The sequence below is a fragment of the Enterobacter cancerogenus genome (genome assembly GCF_019047785.1).
Taxonomy (GTDB): Bacteria; Pseudomonadota; Gammaproteobacteria; order Enterobacterales; family Enterobacteriaceae; genus Enterobacter; species Enterobacter cancerogenus.
The window spans coordinates 2,998,022-3,018,099 of record NZ_CP077290.1 but is presented as its reverse complement, the minus strand read 5'-3'; the positions used below and the strand labels follow the sequence as shown (position 1 = coordinate 3,018,099).

21 protein-coding genes are annotated in these 20,078 nt (G+C 59.6%); 8 read left to right on the top strand and 13 right to left on the bottom strand.

The genetic code is table 11. The features are described from left to right. Positions 1-2: 2 nt before the first annotated feature. Complete coding sequence (gene ftsY, locus I6L58_RS14195; RefSeq protein WP_006177947.1) at positions 3-1,496, bottom strand: signal recognition particle-docking protein FtsY; 1,494 nt, start codon at positions 1,494-1,496, stop codon at positions 3-5. Positions 1,497-1,623: 127 nt separating this feature from the next. Between ftsY and rsmD the strand changes: the two genes are divergently transcribed. After that, positions 1,624-2,226 (top strand): 16S rRNA (guanine(966)-N(2))-methyltransferase, encoded by a 603-nt coding sequence (rsmD, locus tag I6L58_RS14190; protein WP_006177948.1) that lies wholly within the window; start codon positions 1,624-1,626, stop codon positions 2,224-2,226. Beyond that, positions 2,210-2,491 carry a DUF1145 family protein gene (locus tag I6L58_RS14185; RefSeq protein WP_006177949.1) on the top strand — a complete coding sequence of 94 codons (282 nt, stop codon included), beginning with the start codon at positions 2,210-2,212 and terminating at the stop codon, positions 2,489-2,491. The genes rsmD and I6L58_RS14185 overlap by 17 nt, the downstream gene beginning before the upstream one ends. 101 nt (positions 2,492-2,592) lie before the next feature. Here I6L58_RS14185 and I6L58_RS14180 read toward each other — a convergent pair whose 3' ends face one another. After that, positions 2,593-2,952 carry a DUF2500 domain-containing protein gene (locus tag I6L58_RS14180; protein WP_042321663.1) on the bottom strand — a complete coding sequence of 120 codons (360 nt, stop codon included), beginning with the start codon at positions 2,950-2,952 and terminating at the stop codon, positions 2,593-2,595. Between the two features lie 129 nt (positions 2,953-3,081). Here I6L58_RS14180 and I6L58_RS14175 point away from each other — a divergent pair, with 129 nt between their 5' ends. Then, entirely contained in the window at positions 3,082-3,708 is a 627-nt protein-coding gene (locus tag I6L58_RS14175) for a lysoplasmalogenase (RefSeq protein WP_006177951.1), read from the top strand. Between the two features lie 77 nt (positions 3,709-3,785). Further along, entirely contained in the window at positions 3,786-5,969 is a 2,184-nt protein-coding gene (gene zntA / locus I6L58_RS14170) for a Zn(II)/Cd(II)/Pb(II) translocating P-type ATPase ZntA (protein WP_088209244.1), read from the top strand. Positions 5,970-6,089: 120 nt separating this feature from the next. Here zntA and I6L58_RS14165 read toward each other — a convergent pair whose 3' ends face one another. The 4 genes from I6L58_RS14165 to tusA all read right to left on the bottom strand — a co-directional run bounded on the left by I6L58_RS14165 (position 6,090) and on the right by tusA (position 9,297). Then, the gene (locus I6L58_RS14165) at positions 6,090-7,376 is read right to left on the bottom strand and encodes a TRAP transporter large permease (RefSeq protein WP_006177953.1); all 1,287 of its coding nucleotides are present in this window, start codon (positions 7,374-7,376) and stop codon (positions 6,090-6,092) included. A 10-nt stretch (positions 7,377-7,386) separates the two neighbouring features. Then, complete coding sequence (locus tag I6L58_RS14160; protein ID WP_088209245.1) at positions 7,387-7,896, bottom strand: TRAP transporter small permease; 510 nt, start codon at positions 7,894-7,896, stop codon at positions 7,387-7,389. Positions 7,897-7,908: 12 nt separating this feature from the next. Continuing rightward, entirely contained in the window at positions 7,909-8,880 is a 972-nt protein-coding gene (locus I6L58_RS14155) for a TRAP transporter substrate-binding protein (protein ID WP_088209246.1), read from the bottom strand. Positions 8,881-9,054: 174 nt separating this feature from the next. Further along, positions 9,055-9,297, bottom strand: a complete 243-nt coding sequence (tusA, locus tag I6L58_RS14150; RefSeq protein WP_042321664.1) for a sulfurtransferase TusA — start codon at positions 9,295-9,297, stop codon at positions 9,055-9,057. 166 nt (positions 9,298-9,463) lie between these two features. Here tusA and I6L58_RS14145 point away from each other — a divergent pair, with 166 nt between their 5' ends. Together I6L58_RS14145 and I6L58_RS14140 are read left to right on the top strand one after the other, a co-directional pair. Next, entirely contained in the window at positions 9,464-10,129 is a 666-nt protein-coding gene (locus I6L58_RS14145; protein WP_088209247.1) for a 7-cyano-7-deazaguanine/7-aminomethyl-7-deazaguanine transporter, read from the top strand. Positions 10,130-10,201: 72 nt separating this feature from the next. Further along, positions 10,202-10,759, top strand: coding sequence for a DcrB family lipoprotein (locus I6L58_RS14140; RefSeq protein ID WP_006177958.1), 558 nt, complete (start codon positions 10,202-10,204; stop codon positions 10,757-10,759). Between the two features lie 3 nt (positions 10,760-10,762). Here the strand turns inward: I6L58_RS14140 and I6L58_RS14135 are convergent, their stop codons facing one another. Continuing rightward, positions 10,763-11,980 carry an MFS transporter gene (locus tag I6L58_RS14135; protein ID WP_088209248.1) on the bottom strand — a complete coding sequence of 406 codons (1,218 nt, stop codon included), beginning with the start codon at positions 11,978-11,980 and terminating at the stop codon, positions 10,763-10,765. A gap of 142 nt (positions 11,981-12,122) precedes the next feature. Between I6L58_RS14135 and I6L58_RS14130 the strand changes: the two genes are divergently transcribed. Both I6L58_RS14130 and acpT read left to right on the top strand, forming a co-directional pair. Next, a complete protein-coding gene (locus I6L58_RS14130) occupies positions 12,123-13,172 on the top strand; it encodes an AI-2E family transporter (RefSeq protein WP_088209249.1) in 1,050 nt (349 codons plus the stop codon). 102 nt (positions 13,173-13,274) lie between these two features. Further along, the gene (gene acpT, locus I6L58_RS14125) at positions 13,275-13,895 is read left to right on the top strand and encodes a 4'-phosphopantetheinyl transferase AcpT (protein WP_088209250.1); all 621 of its coding nucleotides are present in this window, start codon (positions 13,275-13,277) and stop codon (positions 13,893-13,895) included. On the opposite strand, the gene arnF is transcribed toward acpT, so the two are convergent. Genes arnF through arnC form a run of 6 tightly spaced genes read right to left on the bottom strand, consistent with a single transcriptional unit; the run spans position 13,852 to position 20,077 of the window. After that, positions 13,852-14,232, bottom strand: a complete 381-nt coding sequence (gene arnF / locus I6L58_RS14120) for a 4-amino-4-deoxy-L-arabinose-phosphoundecaprenol flippase subunit ArnF (RefSeq protein WP_088209251.1) — start codon at positions 14,230-14,232, stop codon at positions 13,852-13,854. The genes acpT and arnF overlap by 44 nt on opposite strands. Then, the gene (gene arnE, locus I6L58_RS14115) at positions 14,229-14,567 is read right to left on the bottom strand and encodes a 4-amino-4-deoxy-L-arabinose-phosphoundecaprenol flippase subunit ArnE (RefSeq protein WP_046886803.1); all 339 of its coding nucleotides are present in this window, start codon (positions 14,565-14,567) and stop codon (positions 14,229-14,231) included. The genes arnF and arnE overlap by 4 nt, the downstream gene beginning before the upstream one ends. Then, on the bottom strand, positions 14,564-16,219 hold the full coding sequence (arnT, locus tag I6L58_RS14110; protein WP_088209252.1) for a lipid IV(A) 4-amino-4-deoxy-L-arabinosyltransferase: 1,656 nt from the start codon (positions 16,217-16,219) through the stop codon (positions 14,564-14,566). Before arnT ends, arnE begins: the two co-directional genes overlap by 4 nt. Continuing rightward, positions 16,216-17,118 (bottom strand): 4-deoxy-4-formamido-L-arabinose-phosphoundecaprenol deformylase, encoded by a 903-nt coding sequence (gene arnD, locus I6L58_RS14105; protein ID WP_088209253.1) that lies wholly within the window; start codon positions 17,116-17,118, stop codon positions 16,216-16,218. The genes arnT and arnD overlap by 4 nt, the downstream gene beginning before the upstream one ends. Further along, entirely contained in the window at positions 17,115-19,097 is a 1,983-nt protein-coding gene (arnA, locus tag I6L58_RS14100; RefSeq protein WP_040078205.1) for a bifunctional UDP-4-amino-4-deoxy-L-arabinose formyltransferase/UDP-glucuronic acid oxidase ArnA, read from the bottom strand. Before arnA ends, arnD begins: the two co-directional genes overlap by 4 nt. Then, positions 19,094-20,077: an undecaprenyl-phosphate 4-deoxy-4-formamido-L-arabinose transferase gene (gene arnC / locus I6L58_RS14095; protein ID WP_042321668.1), complete on the bottom strand. Its 984-nt coding sequence runs from the start codon at positions 20,075-20,077 to the stop codon at positions 19,094-19,096. The genes arnA and arnC overlap by 4 nt, the downstream gene beginning before the upstream one ends. Position 20,078 lies beyond the last annotated feature (1 nt).

The following is a 20,078-nucleotide window of genomic DNA, read 5'->3' as shown; positions in this document are numbered from 1 at the left end:
TGTTAGTCCTCTCGGGCAAATAATGCCTCAATAAAGTCGTCCGCCTTAAACGGACGCAAATCCTCAATACGCTCGCCCACACCGATGTAACGGATAGGAATGCCGAACTGGTCGGCCACGGAGAAGATCACGCCGCCCTTGGCGGTACCGTCCAGTTTGGTCAGCGTGATACCCGTCAGCCCTACCGCTTCATGGAACAGCTTCGCCTGGCTGACGGCGTTCTGCCCGGTGCTGGCGTCGATAGTCAGCATAATTTCATGCGGCGCATCTTCGTCCAGCTTCTTCATGACGCGAACGATTTTCTTCAGCTCTTCCATCAGGTGCGATTTGTTCTGCAAACGTCCGGCGGTATCGGCAATCAGGACATCCACGTTACGCGCTTTCGCCGCCTGAATGGCGTCAAAGATAACGGATGCGGAGTCCGCGCCGGTGTGCTGGGCAATCACCGGAATGTCGTTGCGCTGGCCCCAGACCTGCAGCTGCTCCACCGCTGCCGCACGGAAGGTATCACCCGCCGCCAGCATCACCGATTTGCCCTGCTGCTCGAACTGGCGCGCCAGCTTGCCGATGGTGGTGGTTTTACCCACACCGTTCACACCCACCATCAGAATAACAAATGGCGTTTTGCCTTCAATATTAAGCGGTTCGTCAACTTTTGCGAGGATTTCACCCATCTCATCTTTCAACAGACCGTACAGCGCTTCGGCATCGCGCAGCTGTTTGCGGCTCGCGCCCTCTGTCAGGTTGGTGATGATTTTGCGGGTGGTTTCCACGCCGACGTCGGCGATCAGCAGCTGTTCTTCCAGCTCTTCAAAGAGATCATCGTCGATCTTTTTGCCGCGGAACAGACTGATAAATCCGGAACCTAAGTTCTCTTTGGTTTTAAGCAGGCTGCGCTTCAGGCGCGCGAAGAAACCTTCTTTGGTCGGTTTTTCCTGCTCCTGAACGATCGCCTCTTCGGCCTGCGCTTGCTCTTCCACTGGCACGACGATAACCGCTTCTTCTGCGGCCTGTGCCGCCAGCGCCTGGGCTTCCAGCTCTTCGTCGGTGAGTTCAGGCTCAAGTGCCGCGTCTTCTTCCACCGCGTCGATGATGTCGACGGTTTCCGCTTCGGCCTGCCACTCTTCCGGTGAAATCTCTTCGGCTTTCACCTCTTCCGGCAACGGCAGCGCTTCGTGCTCAATGGCCGCCGCAGGCGTTTCGACAACCTCTGCAACCTCTACAACGTTTGCAACCTGTTCAATCACCACCGGTTCCGGCTTTTCACTCTCCTGAACCTGCTCAGTGACGTCGACGACCTCTTCAGCAAAGGAGTCAATCTCTTCTTTGCTGTGTGCAGGCTGCTCCGCTTCAATGACCGCGGCGGTTTCTACAGGCGTTTCAGGCTGTGACGGCTCCTCAACCTGCTGTTGTTCTTCGGTTTTCTGTTCTGTCTCTTGCTCTTTTTCACCGAAGCCCAGCCAGGAAAAGAAGCCACGTTTTTTTTGTTTTGCCATCTGCGACTACACTCCTCGCGGCGCTATATACATGGAAGCTAAAAAAATGATGAAATAGTCTAACACTTTACTTAATTGACATCACCGCCCGCAATCGCAGGCGAATTGTTAACAGAGCTTTCCTGAAATGAAGAAACCCAACCGCGCCCCGGCCGGTCAAATTCGCATTATCGGCGGCCAGTGGCGAGGCCGGAAATTACCGGTGCCGGACAGCCCCGGTTTACGCCCCACGACGGACCGCGTGCGCGAGACGTTGTTTAACTGGCTTGCCCCGTCAATGGTAGACGCCCACTGCCTGGATTGCTTCGCCGGAAGCGGGGCGTTAGGGCTGGAAGCGCTGTCGCGTTATGCCGCCAGCGCCACCCTGCTGGAGATGGAGCGCAACGTGGCGCAGACGCTGCAGCAAAATCTGGCTACGCTAAAAGCAAAGAATGCGAAGGTGGTAAACACCAATACCCTGAGCTTCCTCGCGCAACAGGGCACGCCGCATAACGTGGTCTTCGTTGATCCGCCGTTCCGCAAAGGGCTGCTGGAAGAGACGTTATCCCTGCTGGAACAAAACGGCTGGCTGGCGGATGACGCGCTGATTTACGTCGAGAGCGAAGTGGAAAACGGTTTGCCTCCGGTGCCGGTTCACTGGGATCTGCACCGCGAAAAAGTGGCCGGTCAGGTCGCTTACCGTCTGTATCATCGTCAGGCACAAGGAGAATCCGATGCCGGTACTGATTAATCTGGGGCGCTTACTGATGCTGGGCGTCTGGGCGTTTTTGATCCTCAACCTGGTGCACCCTTTCCCGCGGCCAATGAATATCTTTGTTAACGTCGCGCTGATCTTCACCGCCTTCATGCACGCCCTGCAGATGGTGATGCTGAAAAACGGCCTGCCGAAAGATGGGCCGCAGATGACCGGCTGGCAGCAGTTGCGCGTGTTTATCTTTGGCGTATTTGAACTGCTGGTGTGGATGAAGACGTTTAAGGCGCAGGCGAAGAAGTAAGGTGCGGCCTGATGCCCTCACCCTCACCCTAACCCTCTCCCACAGGGAGAGGGGACATTGACTCCCTCTCCCAAGGGGAGAGGGCCGGGGTGAGGGAAAAATTACAGCTCCGGTTCAAACCCTTCAAACCGCGATCCTTTGTAGCTCAACACCCCTTTCTCCCCCACGGTCAGCTGATGATACTGCTGCGCTTCCAGGCGGAACGTCACCTCCAGCCCGCCGCTTTCCGGCCTGAAGCTCGCCTCATAGCGCATAGGGGTTCCGGCAGGCGTGACCTGCTGCTGGCGTGAACGCCGGTCGTTGATCGCTTTTTCGCGTTTATTGCTCACCACCACGCGTTTTTGCAGCAGCGGCGCGGCATCGTTATCGGCCTTTTCGCGGCGCTGCTGCACGAAGCGAAACGAGGCGGCAACGACGATAATGGCGACCACAATAATCAAAAACAGCGGCATCTTACTCACACTAATACTCCATCAGATAATGCGGAATTCAGGATACCTTGCCTTTCCCGGCATTGCCAAACGCCTCTGCGCGTCACTACACTGAATCAGAAACTGAGAATTCAGCCTTAACAGATACAGGGAGTTAATATGCTTTGGTCATTTATCGCCGTCTGTTTGTCCGCATGGCTCTTTGTCGATGCGTCGTACCGTGGCCCCGCCTGGCAGCGCTGGTTGTTTAAACCCGTCACGCTGCTGCTCCTGCTGCTGTTGGCCTGGCAAGCGCCTATGTTTAACGCCATCAGCTATCTGGTGCTCGCCGGGCTGTGCGCCTCGTTGATTGGTGATGCCTTAACCCTGCTGCCGCGCCAGCGCCTGCTGTATGCCGTGGGGGCGTTCTTCCTGTCGCATCTGCTCTACACCATTTATTTTGCCAGCCAGATGACGCTCTCCTTCTTCTGGCCGCTGCCGCTGGTGCTGCTGGCAATCGGCGCGCTGCTGATCGCCGTGATCTGGACGCGCCTGGAAGAGATGCGTTTGCCGGTCTGCACCTTTATTGCCATGACGCTGGTGATGGTGTGGCTGGCGGGCGAGCTGTGGTTCTTCCGTCCGACGTCGCAGGCCATGTCCGCCTTCTTCGGCGCAGCCCTGCTGCTGCTCGGGAATATCGTCTGGCTGGGTAGCCACTATCGCCGCCGTTTCCGCGCGGATAACGCGATTGCTGCCGCCTGTTACTTTGCCGGACACTTCCTGATTGTGCGGTCGCTGTACATCTAAATAATGCTTGACTCTGGAGTCGACTCCAGAGTGCATACTCCGGTTAATGAGAAAATTATCATTCGCCGGAGGCTGCTATGTCTGCTCCTGAATCGTCAAAAAAAGTTCCCCAATTCTCTGCACTTAAGCTCAGCCCGGTACCGCCGAAGGACGACTGCTGCTGCGAGTCCGGGTGTGAGGCGCAAAACGACGCGCTTCCCGACACCGGCAGCCGCTACAGCTGGGTCGTTAACGGCATGGACTGCGCCGCCTGCGCGCGCAAGGTAGAAAACGCGGTTAAACAGGTGCCGGGCGTCAGCCACGTTCAGGTGCTGTTCACCACCGAAAAGCTGCTGGTCAGCGCCGACCGCGACGTCAGCAAACAGGTTGAAACCGCCGTCAGCCAGGCAGGCTATTCCCTGCGCAGCGAATCCGCCCCGGTCGAAAAAACCTCTCTCCTGCGGGAAAACCTGCCGCTGTTAACGCTCGTCATCATGATGGCGGTGAGCTGGGGTCTGGAGCAGATTAACCATCCGTTTGGCAACCTGGCCTTTATCGCCACCACGCTCGTTGGGCTGTTCCCGATTGCCCGTCAGGCGCTGCGCCTGATGAAAAGCGGCAGCTGGTTCGCCATCGAAACATTGATGAGCGTGGCGGCGATTGGCGCGCTGTTCATCGGCGCGACGGCGGAAGCGGCGATGGTGCTACTGCTGTTCTTAATCGGCGAGCGCCTTGAAGGATGGGCCGCGAGCCGGGCACGCAAAGGGGTCAGCGCGCTGATGGCGCTCAAACCCGAAACCGCCATTCGCGTGGTGAACGACAGTCGTGAAACGGTGGCGATCGCTACCCTGCGTCCTGGCGACGTGATTGAAGTGGCGGCGGGCGGGCGTTTACCTGCCGATGCCGCGCTGCTTACCGCCACTGCAAGCTTTGACGAAAGCGCGCTGACCGGCGAGTCCATTCCGGTTGAGCGCGAAGCGGGTGAGAAAGTGCCTGCCGGTGCCACCAGCGTCGATCGTCTGGTGCAGTTGAACGTGCTCTCCGAACCGGGCGACAGCGCCATCGACCGCATTCTTAAGCTGATTGAAGAGGCCGAAGAGCGCCGCGCGCCGGTCGAACGCTTTATCGACCGTTTTAGCCGGATTTACACCCCTGCCATCATGCTGGTAGCCCTGCTGGTCACTGTCGTGCCGCCGCTGTTTTTTGGCGCGCCGTGGGAGGGCTGGATTTATAAAGGCCTGACGCTGCTGCTGATCGGCTGCCCGTGCGCGCTGGTGATCTCCACCCCGGCGGCGATCACCTCGGGGCTGGCTGCGGCGGCCCGTCGCGGGGCGCTGATTAAGGGCGGCGCGGCGCTGGAGCAGCTGAGCCAGGTGCAACACATCGCTTTTGATAAGACCGGCACGCTGACCGTCGGGAAGCCACAGGTTACCGGCCTGTACCCGCAGGATATGAGTGAAAACGCTCTCCTGACGCTGGCCGCCGCCGTCGAGCAAGGCTCCACCCACCCGCTGGCGCAGGCAATCGTGCGCGAAGCGCAGTCTCGCGGGCTGACGATTCCGCCGGCAACCGCGCAGCGCGCGCTGGCAGGCTCGGGTATTGAGGCCGAGGTTGAGGGCAAAAAAGTGCTTATCGTCGCGGCGGATAAATCCCCGGCGACCGGGTTAAGCCCGCAGATCCAGACGCTGGAACAGGCCGGGCAGACGGTTGTCGTCGTGGTGCTGGAGGGCGTGGTGAAAGGCATGCTCGCCCTGCGCGATACCCTGCGCGACGATGCGAAAGAGGCGGTTGCAGCCCTGCATACGCTGGGCGTGCAGGGTGTGATCCTGACCGGTGATAACCCGCGCGCGGCAGCGGCGATTGCCGGTGAGCTGGGCCTCGAATTTAAAGCCGGGTTACTGCCTGCGGATAAGGTGCGTGCCGTGACGGAATTAAACGCGCACACCCCGCTGGCGATGGTCGGCGACGGAATTAACGATGCTCCGGCAATGAAAGCCTCAACCATCGGGATCGCCATGGGCAGCGGCACCGACGTGGCGCTGGAGACCGCCGACGCGGCGCTGACCCACAACCGCCTGACCGGGCTGGCGCAGATGATTGATCTCGCGCGGGCAACGCGATCCAATATTCGCCAGAACATCGGCATTGCGCTGGGGCTGAAGGGGATATTCCTGGTGACCACGCTGCTCGGCATCACCGGGCTGTGGCTGGCGGTGCTGGCGGATACCGGGGCGACGGTGCTGGTGACGGCGAACGCGCTGCGGTTATTACGTCGACAATAAAATCGTTATCGAACCGTTGGCCGGGTAAGGCATCGCCGCTACCCGGTCATGGATTGGGTTAGGGTGCGGCCTGATGCTCCACCCCAACCCTCTCCCACGTTGAAAGGGAGAAGAGCGGCGTCACTGCATCCCTAATACCCCCGGCAGCCACAGTGAAATTGCCGGGATGTACGTTACCATCCCCAGCACCACCAGCAGCATGCCGTAAAACGGCAGCATCGCCTTCACCACGGTTTCGATTCGCTGCTTGCTTACCGCACTCGCCACAAACAGCACCGACCCGACCGGCGGGGTAATCAGCCCGATCCCGAGGTTCACCATCATGATCATCCCGAAATGCACCGGGTCGATCCCCAGCGAATTGGTCACCGGCAGCAGCACCGGCGTCAGGATCAGGATAATCGGCGCCATGTCCATCAATGTGCCAATCAGCAGCAGCATGACGTTGAGGTACATCAGGATCACGTACTTGTTATCAGAGAGCGAGGTGAAAAACTCGGTGATGCGCGTCGGCAGCTGCATGTAGGTCATCACCGCGCCAAACGCCGCGGCAAAGCCAATCAAAATCATGACGATAGTGACCGTTTTCACCGTGCGGCACATCAGCTTCGGCAATTCGTTCCACTTGTAGTCGCGGTAGATAAACATGGTGACGAAGAACGCCCACAGACAGGCGACGGCGGCGGATTCCGTGGCGGTAAATATCCCGGACAATATCCCGCCGAGAATAATGACCACCGTCATCAGCCCCCACAGGGCATCCAGCATGATCTTCAGCGCCTGCATAAACGGGATTTTGTCCCCCTTCGGATAACCACGCTTGCGGGCAAAGCATAAGCACAGCACCATCAGGCTGACGCCCAGCAGCAGCCCCGGCAGCACGCCCGCGATAAACAGCGTGGCGATGGAGACCGTGCCGCCCGCCGCCAGGGAGTAAATCACCGAGTTATGGCTGGGCGGGATCAAAATCGCCTGCACCGAGCCGCTGGCGGTGACGGCCGCCGCGTACTCCCGTGGATAGCCTTTCTTCTCCATCTCCGGGATCATCACGCTACCGATGGAGGCCGTATCCGCTACCGACGAACCGGAAATGGCGCCGAAGAACGTCGAGGCCACGATATTCACCAGCGACAGCCCGCCGCGGATGAAGCCGACAAACACGTAGGCAAAGTTGACCAGCCGCCGGGCGATGCCCCCTTCCGCCATGATCGCCCCGGCGAGGATAAAGAACGGGATCGCCAGCAGGGTAAACTTGTTCACCCCGCTGGTGATTTGGATCATCAGCGCTTCCAGCGGCAGATCAATCCACAGCGCGCCCGCCACGGCGCTAAGCCCGACGGCAAACGCCACCGGCATCCCCAGAGCCAGCAAAATGGCGAGGGTGAATAACAATACGAATGCATCCATGGTTCACCCCTTAACTGTGGTTGCCGATCAGCACGACGGGACGGTGTTCCTGCGAGCCAAACAGCAGGCGTTCAACGACAAACAGGATCAGAATGGCCGAGCCGACCGGCAGCGGCAGATAGCTTTCGCCGGAGGTCAGGAGCGGGAATTCCGCGACGGGCTGCTCCCAAAGCTCGACGCACAGCCAGTAGCTGTACCAGCACATGAGGCCGGAAATCAGCAGCATCAGCAGGTCCACCACCCGCGCGCACAGCCTTTGCAGTGCCGCGGGCAGCCGGTCGGTCAGCATATTCACCGCGATATGCGATCCGGCGCGGTACCCTACCGCCGCGCCGATAAAGGTGAAGGTCACCATGCAAATAATGGCTATCGGCTCCGGCCAGGATTCGCCGCGGTTGAGCACGTAGCGCGAGAAGATGCCAATCGGGATCACGATCGTCATCACCAGCAGCGAGATACCCGCCACGGTCATGGCGAGCAGGTACAGACGGTCCATCCACTTCAGGTAGAGTTCGGACATACGCGCTCCGGGTTACTGGGCGTCAGCGATGGCTTTCATCAGATCCTGATGCTTGTCGCCATACTGGGCGCGCACCGGCTCTGTGGCTTTGATAAACACCGTTTTGTCGATGTCGTGAAACGCCACGCCGCCCGCCTTCATTTTGTCCAGCGCCTGCTGGTTATAGGCGTTCCAGAGCTTGCGCTGCTCGAACTGCGCCTCACGGGCCAGGGTCAGGATTTTTTGCTGCTGGTCGGCGTTGAGCTTGTCCCATTTCACCTTCGAGTAGAGCACCATTTCCGGGGTGATAAAGTGCCCGCTCAGGGTGTAGTTTTTCGCAATCGGCATGTAGTTATGGGCGATAAAGGTCGGCGGGTTGTTTTCCGCGCCGTCGATGACGCCGGTCTGCATACCGCTGTAGACCTCGCTCACGCCCATGGCCACCGCGTTGGCCCCCATATCTTTCAGGGTCGCCAGCGCCACAGGGCTGCCCTGTACGCGGATTTTTTTGCCGCTCAGATCTTCAGGTTTGACGATGGGCTCTTTGGTGATCAGGTTGCGGGTGCCGGAATCCATCCAGCCAAGGAACACCAGTCGGGATTTGGGGTTTGCAGTGAGTTTGTCGCCGATTTGCTTGCCAATCTCCCCGTCGATCACCTTGTGCATATGATCTTCATCGCGAAAGATGTAGGGGAGCGTAAAAACTTCGATGTCCGGCAGGATGGCCGCAACGGGAGCCATAGAGACGCGGATCATATCGATCGCCCCCATTTGCGCCTGCTCAATCATCTGCTTTTCATCACCGAGCACGCCGCCGGGGAAGACCTTAATCTCCAGCTCGCCGTTGGTTTGTTGTTTAAGCTTTTCGCCCATGTGTTGCACAGCGACCACATTCGGGTAGCCTTCGGGGTGAACGTCTGCGGCTTTGATGGTTTGCGCAGAAACCGGGCAGGCCATAACAGACAGACACAGCGCGGCCAGTAACGGCTTGAGGGTCGTTTTCATCGAGTCAGCTCCAGGGTAGTGAGGTAAGCGTTAAAACGGTGTTTTATTTTTAGACGCTTAAAAATTAGACTACGGCTGGAAAGGCGGAGGTGAAGCGCCTCACAAAAGTGCGAAATAATGAAACGACGGTTTAAAATAGTGCTCGCCCTCTCACTGTGCGAGAGGGCCGGGGGGTTATCCCTTACGAAGCAGATACCGATATGGCAGGGCCTGGGTTTCCTGCGCCACCAGTTCGTGCTCCATGAAGGTACAAAAACCGGGGATATCGCGGGTGGTGGCCGGGTCATCGGCGATGATCAGCAGCGTTTCGCCGGTCTGCATGTTGCGTACGGTTTTGCGCACCATCATGACAGGTTCCGGGCAGCGGAGGCCCTGGGCATCAAGGGTATGGTCTGGGCTGGCGAACAGGTCGGTCATAATCTTCTCAAGGCTAAAAAAACGGCTGTAGTTTACGCCCCGCTGCCCGCATTGCAAACAGGTTAACGATTGCGTGAAAATTAGCCATTGCAAAGTCCTGTCAAAGCAGTATGATGCGGCGGTTTTTATTGGGTTCCCTCACCCCAACGTTCAAAAAGGTCACAATATGACGCAGTTTTCTCAATCGCAGCGCGTAAAAGCGTTGTTCTGGCTTTCGCTTTTTCATCTGGTGGTGATCACCTCCAGCAACTATCTGGTGCAGCTCCCTATCTCCATTTTTGGTTTCCATACCACCTGGGGCGCGTTCAGCTTTCCGTTTATTTTTCTCGCCACCGATTTAACCGTGCGGATCTTTGGCGCACCGCTGGCACGCCGCATTATTTTCGCGGTTATGCTTCCGGCGTTGTTCATTTCGTACGTTATCTCCTCCCTGTTTTACATGGGAAGCTGGCAGGGCGTTGAGGCGCTGACGCACTTCAACCTGTTTGTCGCGCGTATCGCCGCCGCCAGCTTTATGGCCTACGCCCTGGGGCAGATCCTCGACGTGCACGTCTTTAACCGCTTGCGTCAGAACCACCGCTGGTGGATGGCCCCTACCGCGTCGACGCTGTTCGGCAACGTTAGCGACACGCTGGCCTTCTTCTTCATCGCCTTCTGGCGCAGCCCGGACGCGTTCATGGCCGCGCACTGGATGGAGATCGCCCTGGTGGACTACTGCTTCAAAGTGCTGATCAGCATTGTGTTCTTCCTGCCGATGTACGGCGTGCTGTTGAATATGCTGTTGAAAAGGCTGGCAGATAAATCTGAAATCTCCGCATTGCAGGCAGGTTAAGGGTTCGCTTTATCAGTTGTGATAAGATGAACGAATGAGCCGCTATGGCCGTTTATCGAAAGGAAGAAGTCAATGCGCAATCTGGTTAAATATGTCGGGATTGGCCTGCTGGTTGTGGGTCTTGCAGCCTGTGATAACAGCGACACGAAAACGCCTGCTCAGGGCGCGTCCGCAGAAAGCAACGCCACCGGTCAGCCGGTGAGCCTGCTGGACGGCAAACTCAGTTTCTCTCTGCCCGCGGATATGACCGATCAGAGCGGCAAGCTGGGTACCCAGGCGAACAACATGCACGTCTATTCCGATGCCACCGGGCAGAAAGCCGTGATTGTGATTGTGGGCGACGACACCAGCGAAGATCTGGCCGTGCTGTCTAAACGTCTGGAAGACCAGCAGCGCAGCCGCGACCCGCAGCTCCAGGTTGTGACCAACAAGTCTATCGACCTGAAAGGCCACACGCTGCAGCAGCTGGACAGCATCATCTCGGCGAAAGGCCAGACCGCCTACTCGTCTGTGGTGCTCGGCAAGGTAGATAACAAACTGCTGACCATCCAGATCACCCTGCCAGCGGACGACCAGCAGAAAGCGCAGACCGCCGCAGAAAACATCATCAATACCCTCGTGATCCAGTAAGTTTCACGAAGAGGACGTGGCCTCCGGTGCCTGCACCGGGGGCCATTTTTTTAGCCGCCACGTCAGCAGCAGCGCGACAGCCACCAGCCCCGCTGCCGCCAGATAGATCACCGGCACCCCCGCCCACGCCATCACCAGTCCGGCCAGCGGCCCGGTAATGCCAAGAGACATATCCATAAACACCGTGTAGGTTGCCAGCGCTGCCCCCTGGTTTTGCTGCGGCACCGCCTTCACCGCCACCACGCCCAGCGCGGGGAAGACCAGCGAGAAGCCCGCGCCTGCGAGGAAAACGCCCACTTTCGCCACCCACGGTGCGCTGGCGAACCCGGTCAACAGCAGCCCGATAAACTCCACCGCAAAGCAGATCATCGCCACGTTCAGCCCGCCCAGGCGGTTAATGCCGTTCGGGAAGAGTAAGCGTGTGCCCACAAACGCACAGCTGAACAGGGTGAGCGCAAAGGCCGCGCCGTCCCAGCCTTTAGCGTCGTAGAACAGGGTGATAAAGGTGGCGATGACGCCGAATCCCGCCGAGGCCAGCGCAAGCGCCATCCCGTACGGCCACACGCGCCCCAGCACCGCGCGAAACGGCAGCGGCTTGCCTTTGCTGGCCTTCACCTTCGGGCGCGGCAGCGCGAGCACAATCGCCAGCAGCGCCACCGCCATGATGGTTATCGCCAGACCATACAGCCCGCCCCAGGCGTAGCACACCACGCCCAGCGGCGCGCCGATCGCCATCGCGCCATAGGTCACAATCCCGTTCCAGGAGATAACGCGCCCGATATGCGGTGCGCCGACCACGCCAACGCCCCACAGCGTCGAGCCGGTGCCCGCCAGGCTTTGCCCGATGCCTAAAATGACGCGCCCCAGGCAGAGCAGCACCAGGCTCACCAGCGGCAGATGGCTGGTGGTGGCCGCCAGAAAATAGCTCAGCCCGCTTAAAAAGCAGCCGCACAGCCCCACCACAACAATGCTTTTTGGCCCAAACAGATCGGCATAACGCCCGGCATGCGGACGGCTCATCAGCGTGGCGAAATATTGCAGGCTAATCACCAGCCCCGCCCAGAAGGCGCTGAACCCCATCACCTCATGGACGTAGCCCGGCAGAACCGCCAGCGGCAGGCCAATGGTCAGATAGCTGGCGAAATTGAAAATAACAACAGAAACAATGCGCAGATTGAGGCGCAATCCGCTTAGCGCCGGTTCGGCGGCAGGTTCGGGCATGACGGTCTACCAGAGTTTTGCAACAGTGTTTCACTATTACCATGACGGGATAAGAAAATCAGCAGCGACTTTCAGATTATCGACCCAGACGAAGCGCCTGCGCCGCACTACACTTAGCGTGCAACCACATTAAGGAAAACCCATGTTAACCACCCAGCCCGACAAAGCGGGTTTACATATTCTCCTCAAACTCGCCTGTCTGGTGGTGATCCTTGCGGGGATCCACGCGGCCGCCGATATTCTTGTCCAGCTCCTGCTGGCGCTCTTTTTTGCCATCGTTCTCAACCCGCTGGTGACGTGGTTTTTACGCCGGGGAGTCAGTCGCCCGCTCGCCATCACCATTGTGGTGATTGTGATGCTGATTGTCCTGACAGCCCTGTTTGGCGTGCTTGCCGCGTCGCTAAGTGAATTCTCCACCATGCTGCCGCAATACAACAAAGAGCTGACGCGCAAGCTGGTCGACCTGCAACGAATGATGCCGTTTATCAACCTGCATATCTCGCCGGAACGGATGCTGCGCCGGATGGATTCCGAGAAGGTAATGACCTACGCCACCACGCTGATGACCGGCCTGTCCGGCGCGATGGCCAGCATTTTGCTGCTGGTCATGACGGTGGTATTCATGCTCTTTGAAGTCCGCCATGTTCCCTACAAACTGCGCTTTGCGCTGAATAACCCGCAGATCCACATCGCTGGCCTGCACCGCGCGTTAAAAGGCGTCTCTAAATATCTGGCGCTGAAAACCTTGCTGAGTCTCTGGACCGGGGTGATCGTCTGGCTGGGGCTGGTGTTGCTGGACGTGCAGTTCGCGTTGATGTGGGGCGTGCTGGCGTTTCTGCTGAACTACGTGCCCAACATTGGCGCGGTGCTCTCCGCCGTGCCGCCCATGATCCAGGCATTTTTATTTAATGGCTTTTATGAATGTATGCTGGTCGGGGCGCTGTTCCTGGCGGTGCACATGGTGCTGGGCAATATCCTGGAGCCGCGCATGATGGGCCACCGGCTGGGCATGTCGACGATGGTGGTGTTTTTGTCGTTGCTGGTCTGGGGATGGCTGCTGGGGCCGGTCGGGATGCTGCTGTCGGTACCGCTTACCAGCGTGTGTAAAATCTGGATGGAGACCACCAACGGCGGCAGTAAACTGGCGATACTGCTCGGACCAGGGCGGCCAAAAAGTCGATTGCCGGGGTAATCCGCTTCCCGGTTAGCTATTGTGAGCAGCAATAGATTATAGTAATGGTTTCGCCGCGCAACTGTGCGGATATCTCTGTTTCGACTGAAGGCCAGACCTCTTATGTACCAGGTTTTTCTGGGAAAAATCTCCTCGCTCAGTACCGATAACTGGGCCGAAGCCCTTACCCGTTATGCCCCTGAGGGCGCACAGCGCGCCCGCTGGCTGGCGGGCCGCGGGCTGCTCTCGCGCCTGTTTGCGCCAGAGCCGTTGCCGGAGATTATCTACAGTGAACAGGGAAAACCGGGCTTTGCCGACCACTACCCGCTGTGGTTCAGCGTCAGCCACTGTGAGGATGATATTGCCCTGATCGTCAGCGATGAAGGTGACGTGGGCTGTTCGCTGGAACATATTCGTGCGCAGGATAACTGGCGGACGCTCGCCAACGCCGTGTTCAGCAGTGCCGAACATGCCGAACTGGAAAATGAAGCGCCGGATAACCAGCTTGCGGCGTTCTGGCGCATCTGGACGCGAAAAGGTGCCATCGTTAAACAGCGCGGCGCGCACTCGTGGCAGATTGTCAGCATCGACAGCGCCGCCCACGCGCTGCATTCGGTCAGCCAGTGTCAGATTGCGTCGCTGAGTCTTGCCGTCTGCACCGCCACCCCTTTTGCGCTTACCGCGGCGGCGGTCCATTCTGTTAACAACGCGTCGGGCGAAAAATTGTCAGCACACCCGCAATAATCAACCCGACGCCGGCCAGCCCGTGCCAGGAAAAGGGTTCGTCCCAGCCGGGGAGCACAATGGCTGCGCCCCACACCAGCACATAGCTGAGGCTCAGCAGGGCATAGGCTTTGCTGAGCGCCAGACGGTGCAGCGCCAGATACCAGCAGCCCATTGATACCACATAGCCCATCAGGCCCAGCACCAGCAAACCGGTGCCCGGGGCACGGTGCCAGAGCGCCGGCATAAATACCGCGAGATCGCTGACGGGAGGCAAGGCCACCATCGCCGCGCGCAGCAGCAGCTGCGCCGCGCTGACCAGAATCACGCTGCATAATGCCCATAACACGCCCTTCACAGGCTTCCTCCCAGCACAATAATCCCGACGATAATCAAGCCCACGCCCAGCCAGTGGCGCGGCGAAATGTGCTCACGCCAGAGGGTTTTCGCCGCCAGCGTCACCCAGACAAAATTGAGGCTCAGCATCGGGTAGGCAATCCCGACCGGCAGATGCTGTAACACCACCAGCCAGACCAGCATCCCGCTGCCCAGAGCCAGCAGCGCAAGACCCAGCCAGAGCGCACGGTGCGCGCCGCGCCGCCCGGTTGTTGCCGGACGGGTCGCCTGTTTCTGGCAAAGCTGGCCTGCGCAGCTCAGCAGGCTTGCCAGTATCAGCCCGATCCAGGTCATCATTGCGGGAAATACTGCAAATAAGCCAGGCGGCCCTGAACGTACAGGCTGTCCGGTTCAGGCAGCTTCGCGCGAACAAGATCGTCATTTTTAGACAGCAGAAGCACCAGCGACACCGGCCCCTGCTGGCGATGCTCCTCCAGCCACTGGGCGATCGCCTCGTTGCTCACGAAGCGCCCCTGTGCGTCGGGGTAGTTCAGACCGTAGCGGAGTTCCCCTGCCTGACCGTAAAGAATGATGTCGTTACGCTTAAGCTCCCAGGCCAGTCCCGACGCCACGCCCACGTTGTTTGCAAGCACGAACCTGCTCTCCTGCAGCGGCACGCGCACGGTCTCGATCAGCGACTGAGGCTGCTTTGAATCCTCCACCTTGCTGGGGACGGCGAACCCAACCAGCAGCGCCAGCCCGGCCGGACAGAGCGCCGCCAGCCACCAGCGCCGCGGGCTATCGCGCAGGGTGTACATGCCCACCGCTGCCCAGACGAGGAACGCCATGACCGCACAGAAAATTTTATACAGCTCAACGGGCGCCCAGACGGGATGTGCAGTCAGCCCCCACGGTGACACCACCAGCGCGGCCACCACGCCAAGCGAGCCGAACGCCAGGTTAATGCCCGCGTTGACGCGCAGCACCCGGACGCTTTTTTCCGCCACGGTGCAGGCATAGCGTGCCATCAGGATCGCCAGAGGCGCAAAGCACGGCAGAATGTAGGTCGGCAGCTTGCCTTTAGCGATGCTGAAGAACAGCAGCGGCATCACCACCCAGCCCAGTAAATACCACCCCTGCCCCACCTCTTGCCTGTCGCGCCAGCCCAGACGCAGCGCGCCGGGCAGCAGCGCCAGCCACGGCAGGCTACCGGCAATCAGGAACGGCAGGTAATACCAGAACGGCGCTTTATGCTGGGCATCGCTCTGCGCAAAGCGCTGGATATGTTCCACCCAGAAGAAGTAGCGCCAGAAGTCAGGTTCACGGTGCGCAATCGCCAGCCCCCAGGGCAGGACAATCAGCACACAGCTCAGAACGGCGAGCCAGCCAAACAGCAGCACCTCTTTCCAGCGTTTTTGCACAATCACCCACGGCAGCACGCCGATGACCGGTACCGCCAGGGCGAGAAAGCCCTTGGTCATCACGCCCATGCCGCAGGCCAGCCCCAGCAGCAGATAGCCCGCCGCTTTCCCGCCGGGGCTTTTTGCCTGCGCGGCCAGCCAGAAGCTGCACATCGCGGCCACCAGCCAGAGGGTAATCATCGGGTCCAGCACGGCATAGGTCCCGATACCGTAGACCAGCAGCAGGGTTAAAAAAATCACGCCGGATAACAAGGCGACGCGCTTATCGCGCCAGAGATGCCAGGCCAGCCACATCACCAGCAGCGACGTCAGCCCGGTGGAGAAAATCGATCCGGCGCGAACGGCAAAGTTGCCGTCGCCAAACAGCCACTGCCCGATGCTGTTGATCCAGTATCCGGCAATCGGTTTTTCGAAGTAGCGAAGCCCCAGAAAATGCGGCACCACCCAGTCGCCCGAGGCCAGCATTTCGCGGCTGATTTCCGCGTAGCGCGTTTCGTCTGGCTGCCACAGCAGGCGCAGATCGACCGGAATGAGGTAGTAAACGATAAACAGGGCAAGAAGTGCTGCGCCATAACGGGCTGTTTTCATAGTCCCGAACTCACGGTTTGTTGATAGCCAAGCCAGCCTTCCCGGCCAGCCATTTCACGACGAACGATTTTGCCGGGCGGCAGGCTCTGGAGGTCGTCCGGTAACAGCGCGCTCAGCGGGCAAAACTGAATGCCCTCCCGCGCCGCCATCGTCAGGAGCGCATCAAAATCCTGCTGATACGCAATGCCTTCGACCTCGGCGTGGATGGTGTAGACCGGCGTCCCGGCATCGCGATGCATGGCGTCCAGAATGAAGCGATTAAAGCCGTCGGCACTGACCTCGCGCCCGACCACCTCGTCCCAGGTGGGAAGCGTGACCGGGATTTGCACGGTGCCGAAGCGGTTCTCGCCTAACAGCGGCAAAAACGGCCCGGTGCCCCGGCAGTCGCTGTTGTAGTGAAAGGCGAACGGCTCTTTGGCTTTCACCACCCGCTGATCGGCCCGCCACCCGGCCACCGCCGAGCAGCGAACAGGCTGGCCGGTAATCGCTTCCAGCTCCAGCATGCCGCGATCCACCTCGCGCGTCAGACGCGGTATGTCCCAGACCCCGGCCCACGCCTGCCAGGCGTGGTGATCCCAGGCGTGAAGCCCCACCTCATGATCGCGCGCGGCGTCGCGGATAACCGCTTCATTGCCTGCCCCGATACGTCTGCCGGGCCAGGCGGTGCCGGCCAGTAAAATATCCCAGCCGTAGAGAGAGGCCGCGCGCGAACGCAGCATTTTGAACAGAAAGGCCGGTTTAACCAGGCGCCACAGGTGACGCCCCATGTTGTCTGGCCCGACGCTGAAGAAAAAGCTGGCCTGCACGCCGTGCTTGTTCAACAGCGCCAGCAGCCGTGGCACACCGTCACGCGTGCCGCGAAAGGTGTCGACATCAATGCGTAAACCGACTTTTTTCATGAGGCCTGTTCCGATAGCTCCACGGTGCGCAGGAAGAAATCGAGCGTTTCATCAATGGTTTGTTCCATCTGAATGGTCGGCGTCCAGTTCAGACAACGCTTCGCATTGCGGATGCTGGGCTTGCGGTGCTCAACGTCCTGATAGCCTTTGCCGTAATAGCTGCTGCTTTCCACTTCGCGGAAGCCTGCAAACGGCGGGAAGCGATCGCGCAGCGGGTGGCGCTCAAAGCTCGCCAGCAGCATCTCGGCCAGCTCACGAATGCTCGCTTCGTTATCCGGATTACCGATGTTGATGATCTCGCCGTTGCAGCGGTTATCTTTGTTTTCAATGATGCGGAACAGCGCCTCGATGCCGTCGCTGATATCGGTGAAGCAGCGCTTCTGCTTACCGCCTTCAATCAGCTTGATAGGCGACCCTTCCACCAGGTTAAGGATCAGCTGGGTGATGGCGCGCGAGCTGCCGATGCGCGCCGCGTTGAGGTTGTCCAGCCGCGGCCCCATCCAGTTAAACGGACGGAACAGGGTAAAGCGCAGCCCCGCTTTTTCGCCGTAGGCCCAGATCACGCGGTCCAGCAGCTGTTTGGACACCGAGTAGATCCAGCGCTGCTTGTTGATCGGCCCGACCACCAGGTTAGAGGTGTCTTCGTCGAAGTTGTTGTCGGTGCACATGCCGTACACTTCCGAGGTCGACGGGAAGATGATGCGTTTATCGTATTTCACGCAGTCGCGGATAATCTTCAGGTTTTCTTCGAAGTCCAGCTCGAACACGCGCAGCGGGTTACGGGTGTACTCGATCGGGGTCGCAATCGCCACCAGCGGCAGCACCACGTCGCATTTCTTAATGTGATATTCGATCCACTCGGAGTGGATACTGATATCCCCCTCGACGAAGTGAAAACGCGGGTTGTCGAGGAAGCGGCCGATCGCATCGGATCCAATGTCCAGACCGTAGATCTCGTAGTTGTCGTCCCTGAGCAGGCGCTCGGTCAGGTGGTTGCCGATAAACCCGTTCACCCCAAGGATTAACACGCGCGTGCGGCGCTTAATAGCGACAACCGGCGCGCTGGTGATCAGTGCCCCGGCAACCAGACCGAGAGACTGCGCCAGCTGCGCGCCCTGCACGTACAGGCCGCTGTCGGTTTGCCCGGTGACGATCTCCAGCGCCTGCTCGCCGCAGCTGATGATCAGCGGCGAGGCGGAGACAACAGTGCCCGGCCTGGCGGCAGGAATATCGTCACGCACCCGGGATTTCCAGACGATAAATTTGCTGACCCCGGCGAAGCTGTACGCCCCCGGCCACGGGTCGGTCACGGCGCGCACCAGGTTGTGCAGCTGTCGCGCCGGTTTATGCCAGTCCAGTCGCCCGTCTTCCGGCGTGCGGCGGCCAAAGCAGCTGGCCTTGCTCTCGTCCTGGGCGATTTCGCTGAAGGAGCCGTTCAGAAGCGTCGGCAACGTATCACGCAACAGCGTTTGCGCCGCAGCACAGAGCTTATGATGGAGTTCCAGGGCGGTATCGTCAGGGCCGATGGCCACACGCTGCTGCGCGACGATCGCCCCGGCATCGGCGCGGTTGACCATGCGGTGCAGGGTTACGCCGGTTTCCGTTTCGCCGTTAACCAGCACCCAGTTCAGCGGTGCGCGGCCGCGATAGGCAGGCAGCAGGGAGCCGTGAAGATTAAACGCCCCGTTTGTCGCCACGCTCAGGATCTCGTCGCACAGCAGGCTGCGGTAGTAGAACGAGAAGATCATCTCCGGGGCGATCTTGCGGATGCGATCAACCCACAGCGGATGGTTTACGTCATCCGGGGCGTAAACCGGGATGCCGCGCTCGGCCGCAATACGTGCCACCGACCCGAAGAAGGTGTTTTCACCGACGGTATCCGGATGCGTAAAAATGGCAGCAATGTCATAGCCTGCTTCCAGCAGGGCCAGTGTGCCCGTGCACCCCATATCGTGATAGGCAAAGACGACAGCTTTCATGGGTGTTTTTCCTCTTGAGACGCTTTGTGTTCCTGACGGACAACACGTTGAATAAAGTAGCGCGGACGCGCGCGAACATCGTTGTAGATTCGGCCGATATACTCACCCAGCAGCCCCATACCGATAAACTGGGCGCCGATGAACGTGAACAGCACGGCAAATAGCATAAAGACCCCTTCCGCCGCCCACTGCGGGCCAAAGACCAGACGCAGAACGACCAGCAACACGGAAAGCGCAAACCCGGCGAGCGCGATCACGCTGCCGAAGACGCTCAGCAGACGCAGCGGCGTGGTGGTCAGGCAGGTGATCAGGTCGTACATCAGGTTGATCAGCCGCATGAAGCTGTACTTCGACTCCCCGTGCTCGCGCTCGGCGTGCAGCACCGGGATCTCCGTGGCCTTACGGGCAAAGGTGTTCGCCAGAATGGGAATGAACGTGCTGCGCTCGTGGCAGTGCAGCATGGCGTCGACAATATGGCGGCGATAGGCGCGCAGCATGCAGCCGTAATCGCCCATCGCCTTGCCGGTGGTGCGCTGGATCAGGCGGTTGATGGTGCGTGACGCCAGCTTGCGGAAAAGACTGTCCTGGCGGTTCTGCCGCACGGTGCCAACCACGTCATAACCTTCATCGGCTTTGGCAACCAGGCGCGGGATCTCCTCCGGCGGGTTTTGCAGGTCGGCATCCAGAGTGATGACCAGATCGCCCGTCACGTGGCTGAAGCCGGCCATGATCGCCGAGTGCTGGCCGTAGTTACGGTTCAGCAGCACGGCGACAATGTGGCTCCCCGGCTCGTTCGCGGCGTCGGTGAGCATGTGGGCGGAGTCGTCGCTGCTGCCGTCATCCACCAGCAAAATTTCGTATGCCTTGCCCAGCGTCTCGCAGGCAGCCGTGGTGCGGCGCAGAAGCTCAGGCAGGCTCTCCTGTTCGTTGTAGACCGGGATCACCACGGAAACTTTCTGTACGGTCGGGGCGCTGAACATA

Bases quoted from the DNA above. Each gene is read 5' to 3' on its own strand.
- ftsY (WP_006177947.1), bottom strand. From the start codon at position 1,496: ATGGCAAAACAAAAAAAACGTGGCTTCTTTTCCTGGCTGGGCTTCGGT.
- rsmD (WP_006177948.1), top strand. From the start codon at position 1,624: ATGAAGAAACCCAACCGCGCCCCGGCCGGTCAAATTCGCATTATCGGC.
- I6L58_RS14185 (WP_006177949.1), top strand. From the start codon at position 2,210: ATGCCGGTACTGATTAATCTGGGGCGCTTACTGATGCTGGGCGTCTGG.
- I6L58_RS14175 (WP_006177951.1), top strand. From the start codon at position 3,082: ATGCTTTGGTCATTTATCGCCGTCTGTTTGTCCGCATGGCTCTTTGTC.
- zntA (WP_088209244.1), top strand. From the start codon at position 3,786: ATGTCTGCTCCTGAATCGTCAAAAAAAGTTCCCCAATTCTCTGCACTT.
- I6L58_RS14165 (WP_006177953.1), bottom strand. From the start codon at position 7,376: ATGGATGCATTCGTATTGTTATTCACCCTCGCCATTTTGCTGGCTCTG.
- I6L58_RS14160 (WP_088209245.1), bottom strand. From the start codon at position 7,896: ATGTCCGAACTCTACCTGAAGTGGATGGACCGTCTGTACCTGCTCGCC.
- I6L58_RS14155 (WP_088209246.1), bottom strand. From the start codon at position 8,880: ATGAAAACGACCCTCAAGCCGTTACTGGCCGCGCTGTGTCTGTCTGTT.
- tusA (WP_042321664.1), bottom strand. From the start codon at position 9,297: ATGACCGACCTGTTCGCCAGCCCAGACCATACCCTTGATGCCCAGGGC.
- I6L58_RS14145 (WP_088209247.1), top strand. From the start codon at position 9,464: ATGACGCAGTTTTCTCAATCGCAGCGCGTAAAAGCGTTGTTCTGGCTT.
- I6L58_RS14140 (WP_006177958.1), top strand. From the start codon at position 10,202: ATGCGCAATCTGGTTAAATATGTCGGGATTGGCCTGCTGGTTGTGGGT.
- I6L58_RS14135 (WP_088209248.1), bottom strand. From the start codon at position 11,980: ATGCCCGAACCTGCCGCCGAACCGGCGCTAAGCGGATTGCGCCTCAAT.
- I6L58_RS14130 (WP_088209249.1), top strand. From the start codon at position 12,123: ATGTTAACCACCCAGCCCGACAAAGCGGGTTTACATATTCTCCTCAAA.
- acpT (WP_088209250.1), top strand. From the start codon at position 13,275: ATGTACCAGGTTTTTCTGGGAAAAATCTCCTCGCTCAGTACCGATAAC.
- arnE (WP_046886803.1), bottom strand. From the start codon at position 14,567: ATGATGACCTGGATCGGGCTGATACTGGCAAGCCTGCTGAGCTGCGCA.
- arnT (WP_088209252.1), bottom strand. From the start codon at position 16,219: ATGAAAACAGCCCGTTATGGCGCAGCACTTCTTGCCCTGTTTATCGTT.
- arnD (WP_088209253.1), bottom strand. From the start codon at position 17,118: ATGAAAAAAGTCGGTTTACGCATTGATGTCGACACCTTTCGCGGCACG.
- arnA (WP_040078205.1), bottom strand. From the start codon at position 19,097: ATGAAAGCTGTCGTCTTTGCCTATCACGATATGGGGTGCACGGGCACA.
- arnC (WP_042321668.1), bottom strand. From the start codon at position 20,077: ATGTTCAGCGCCCCGACCGTACAGAAAGTTTCCGTGGTGATCCCGGTC.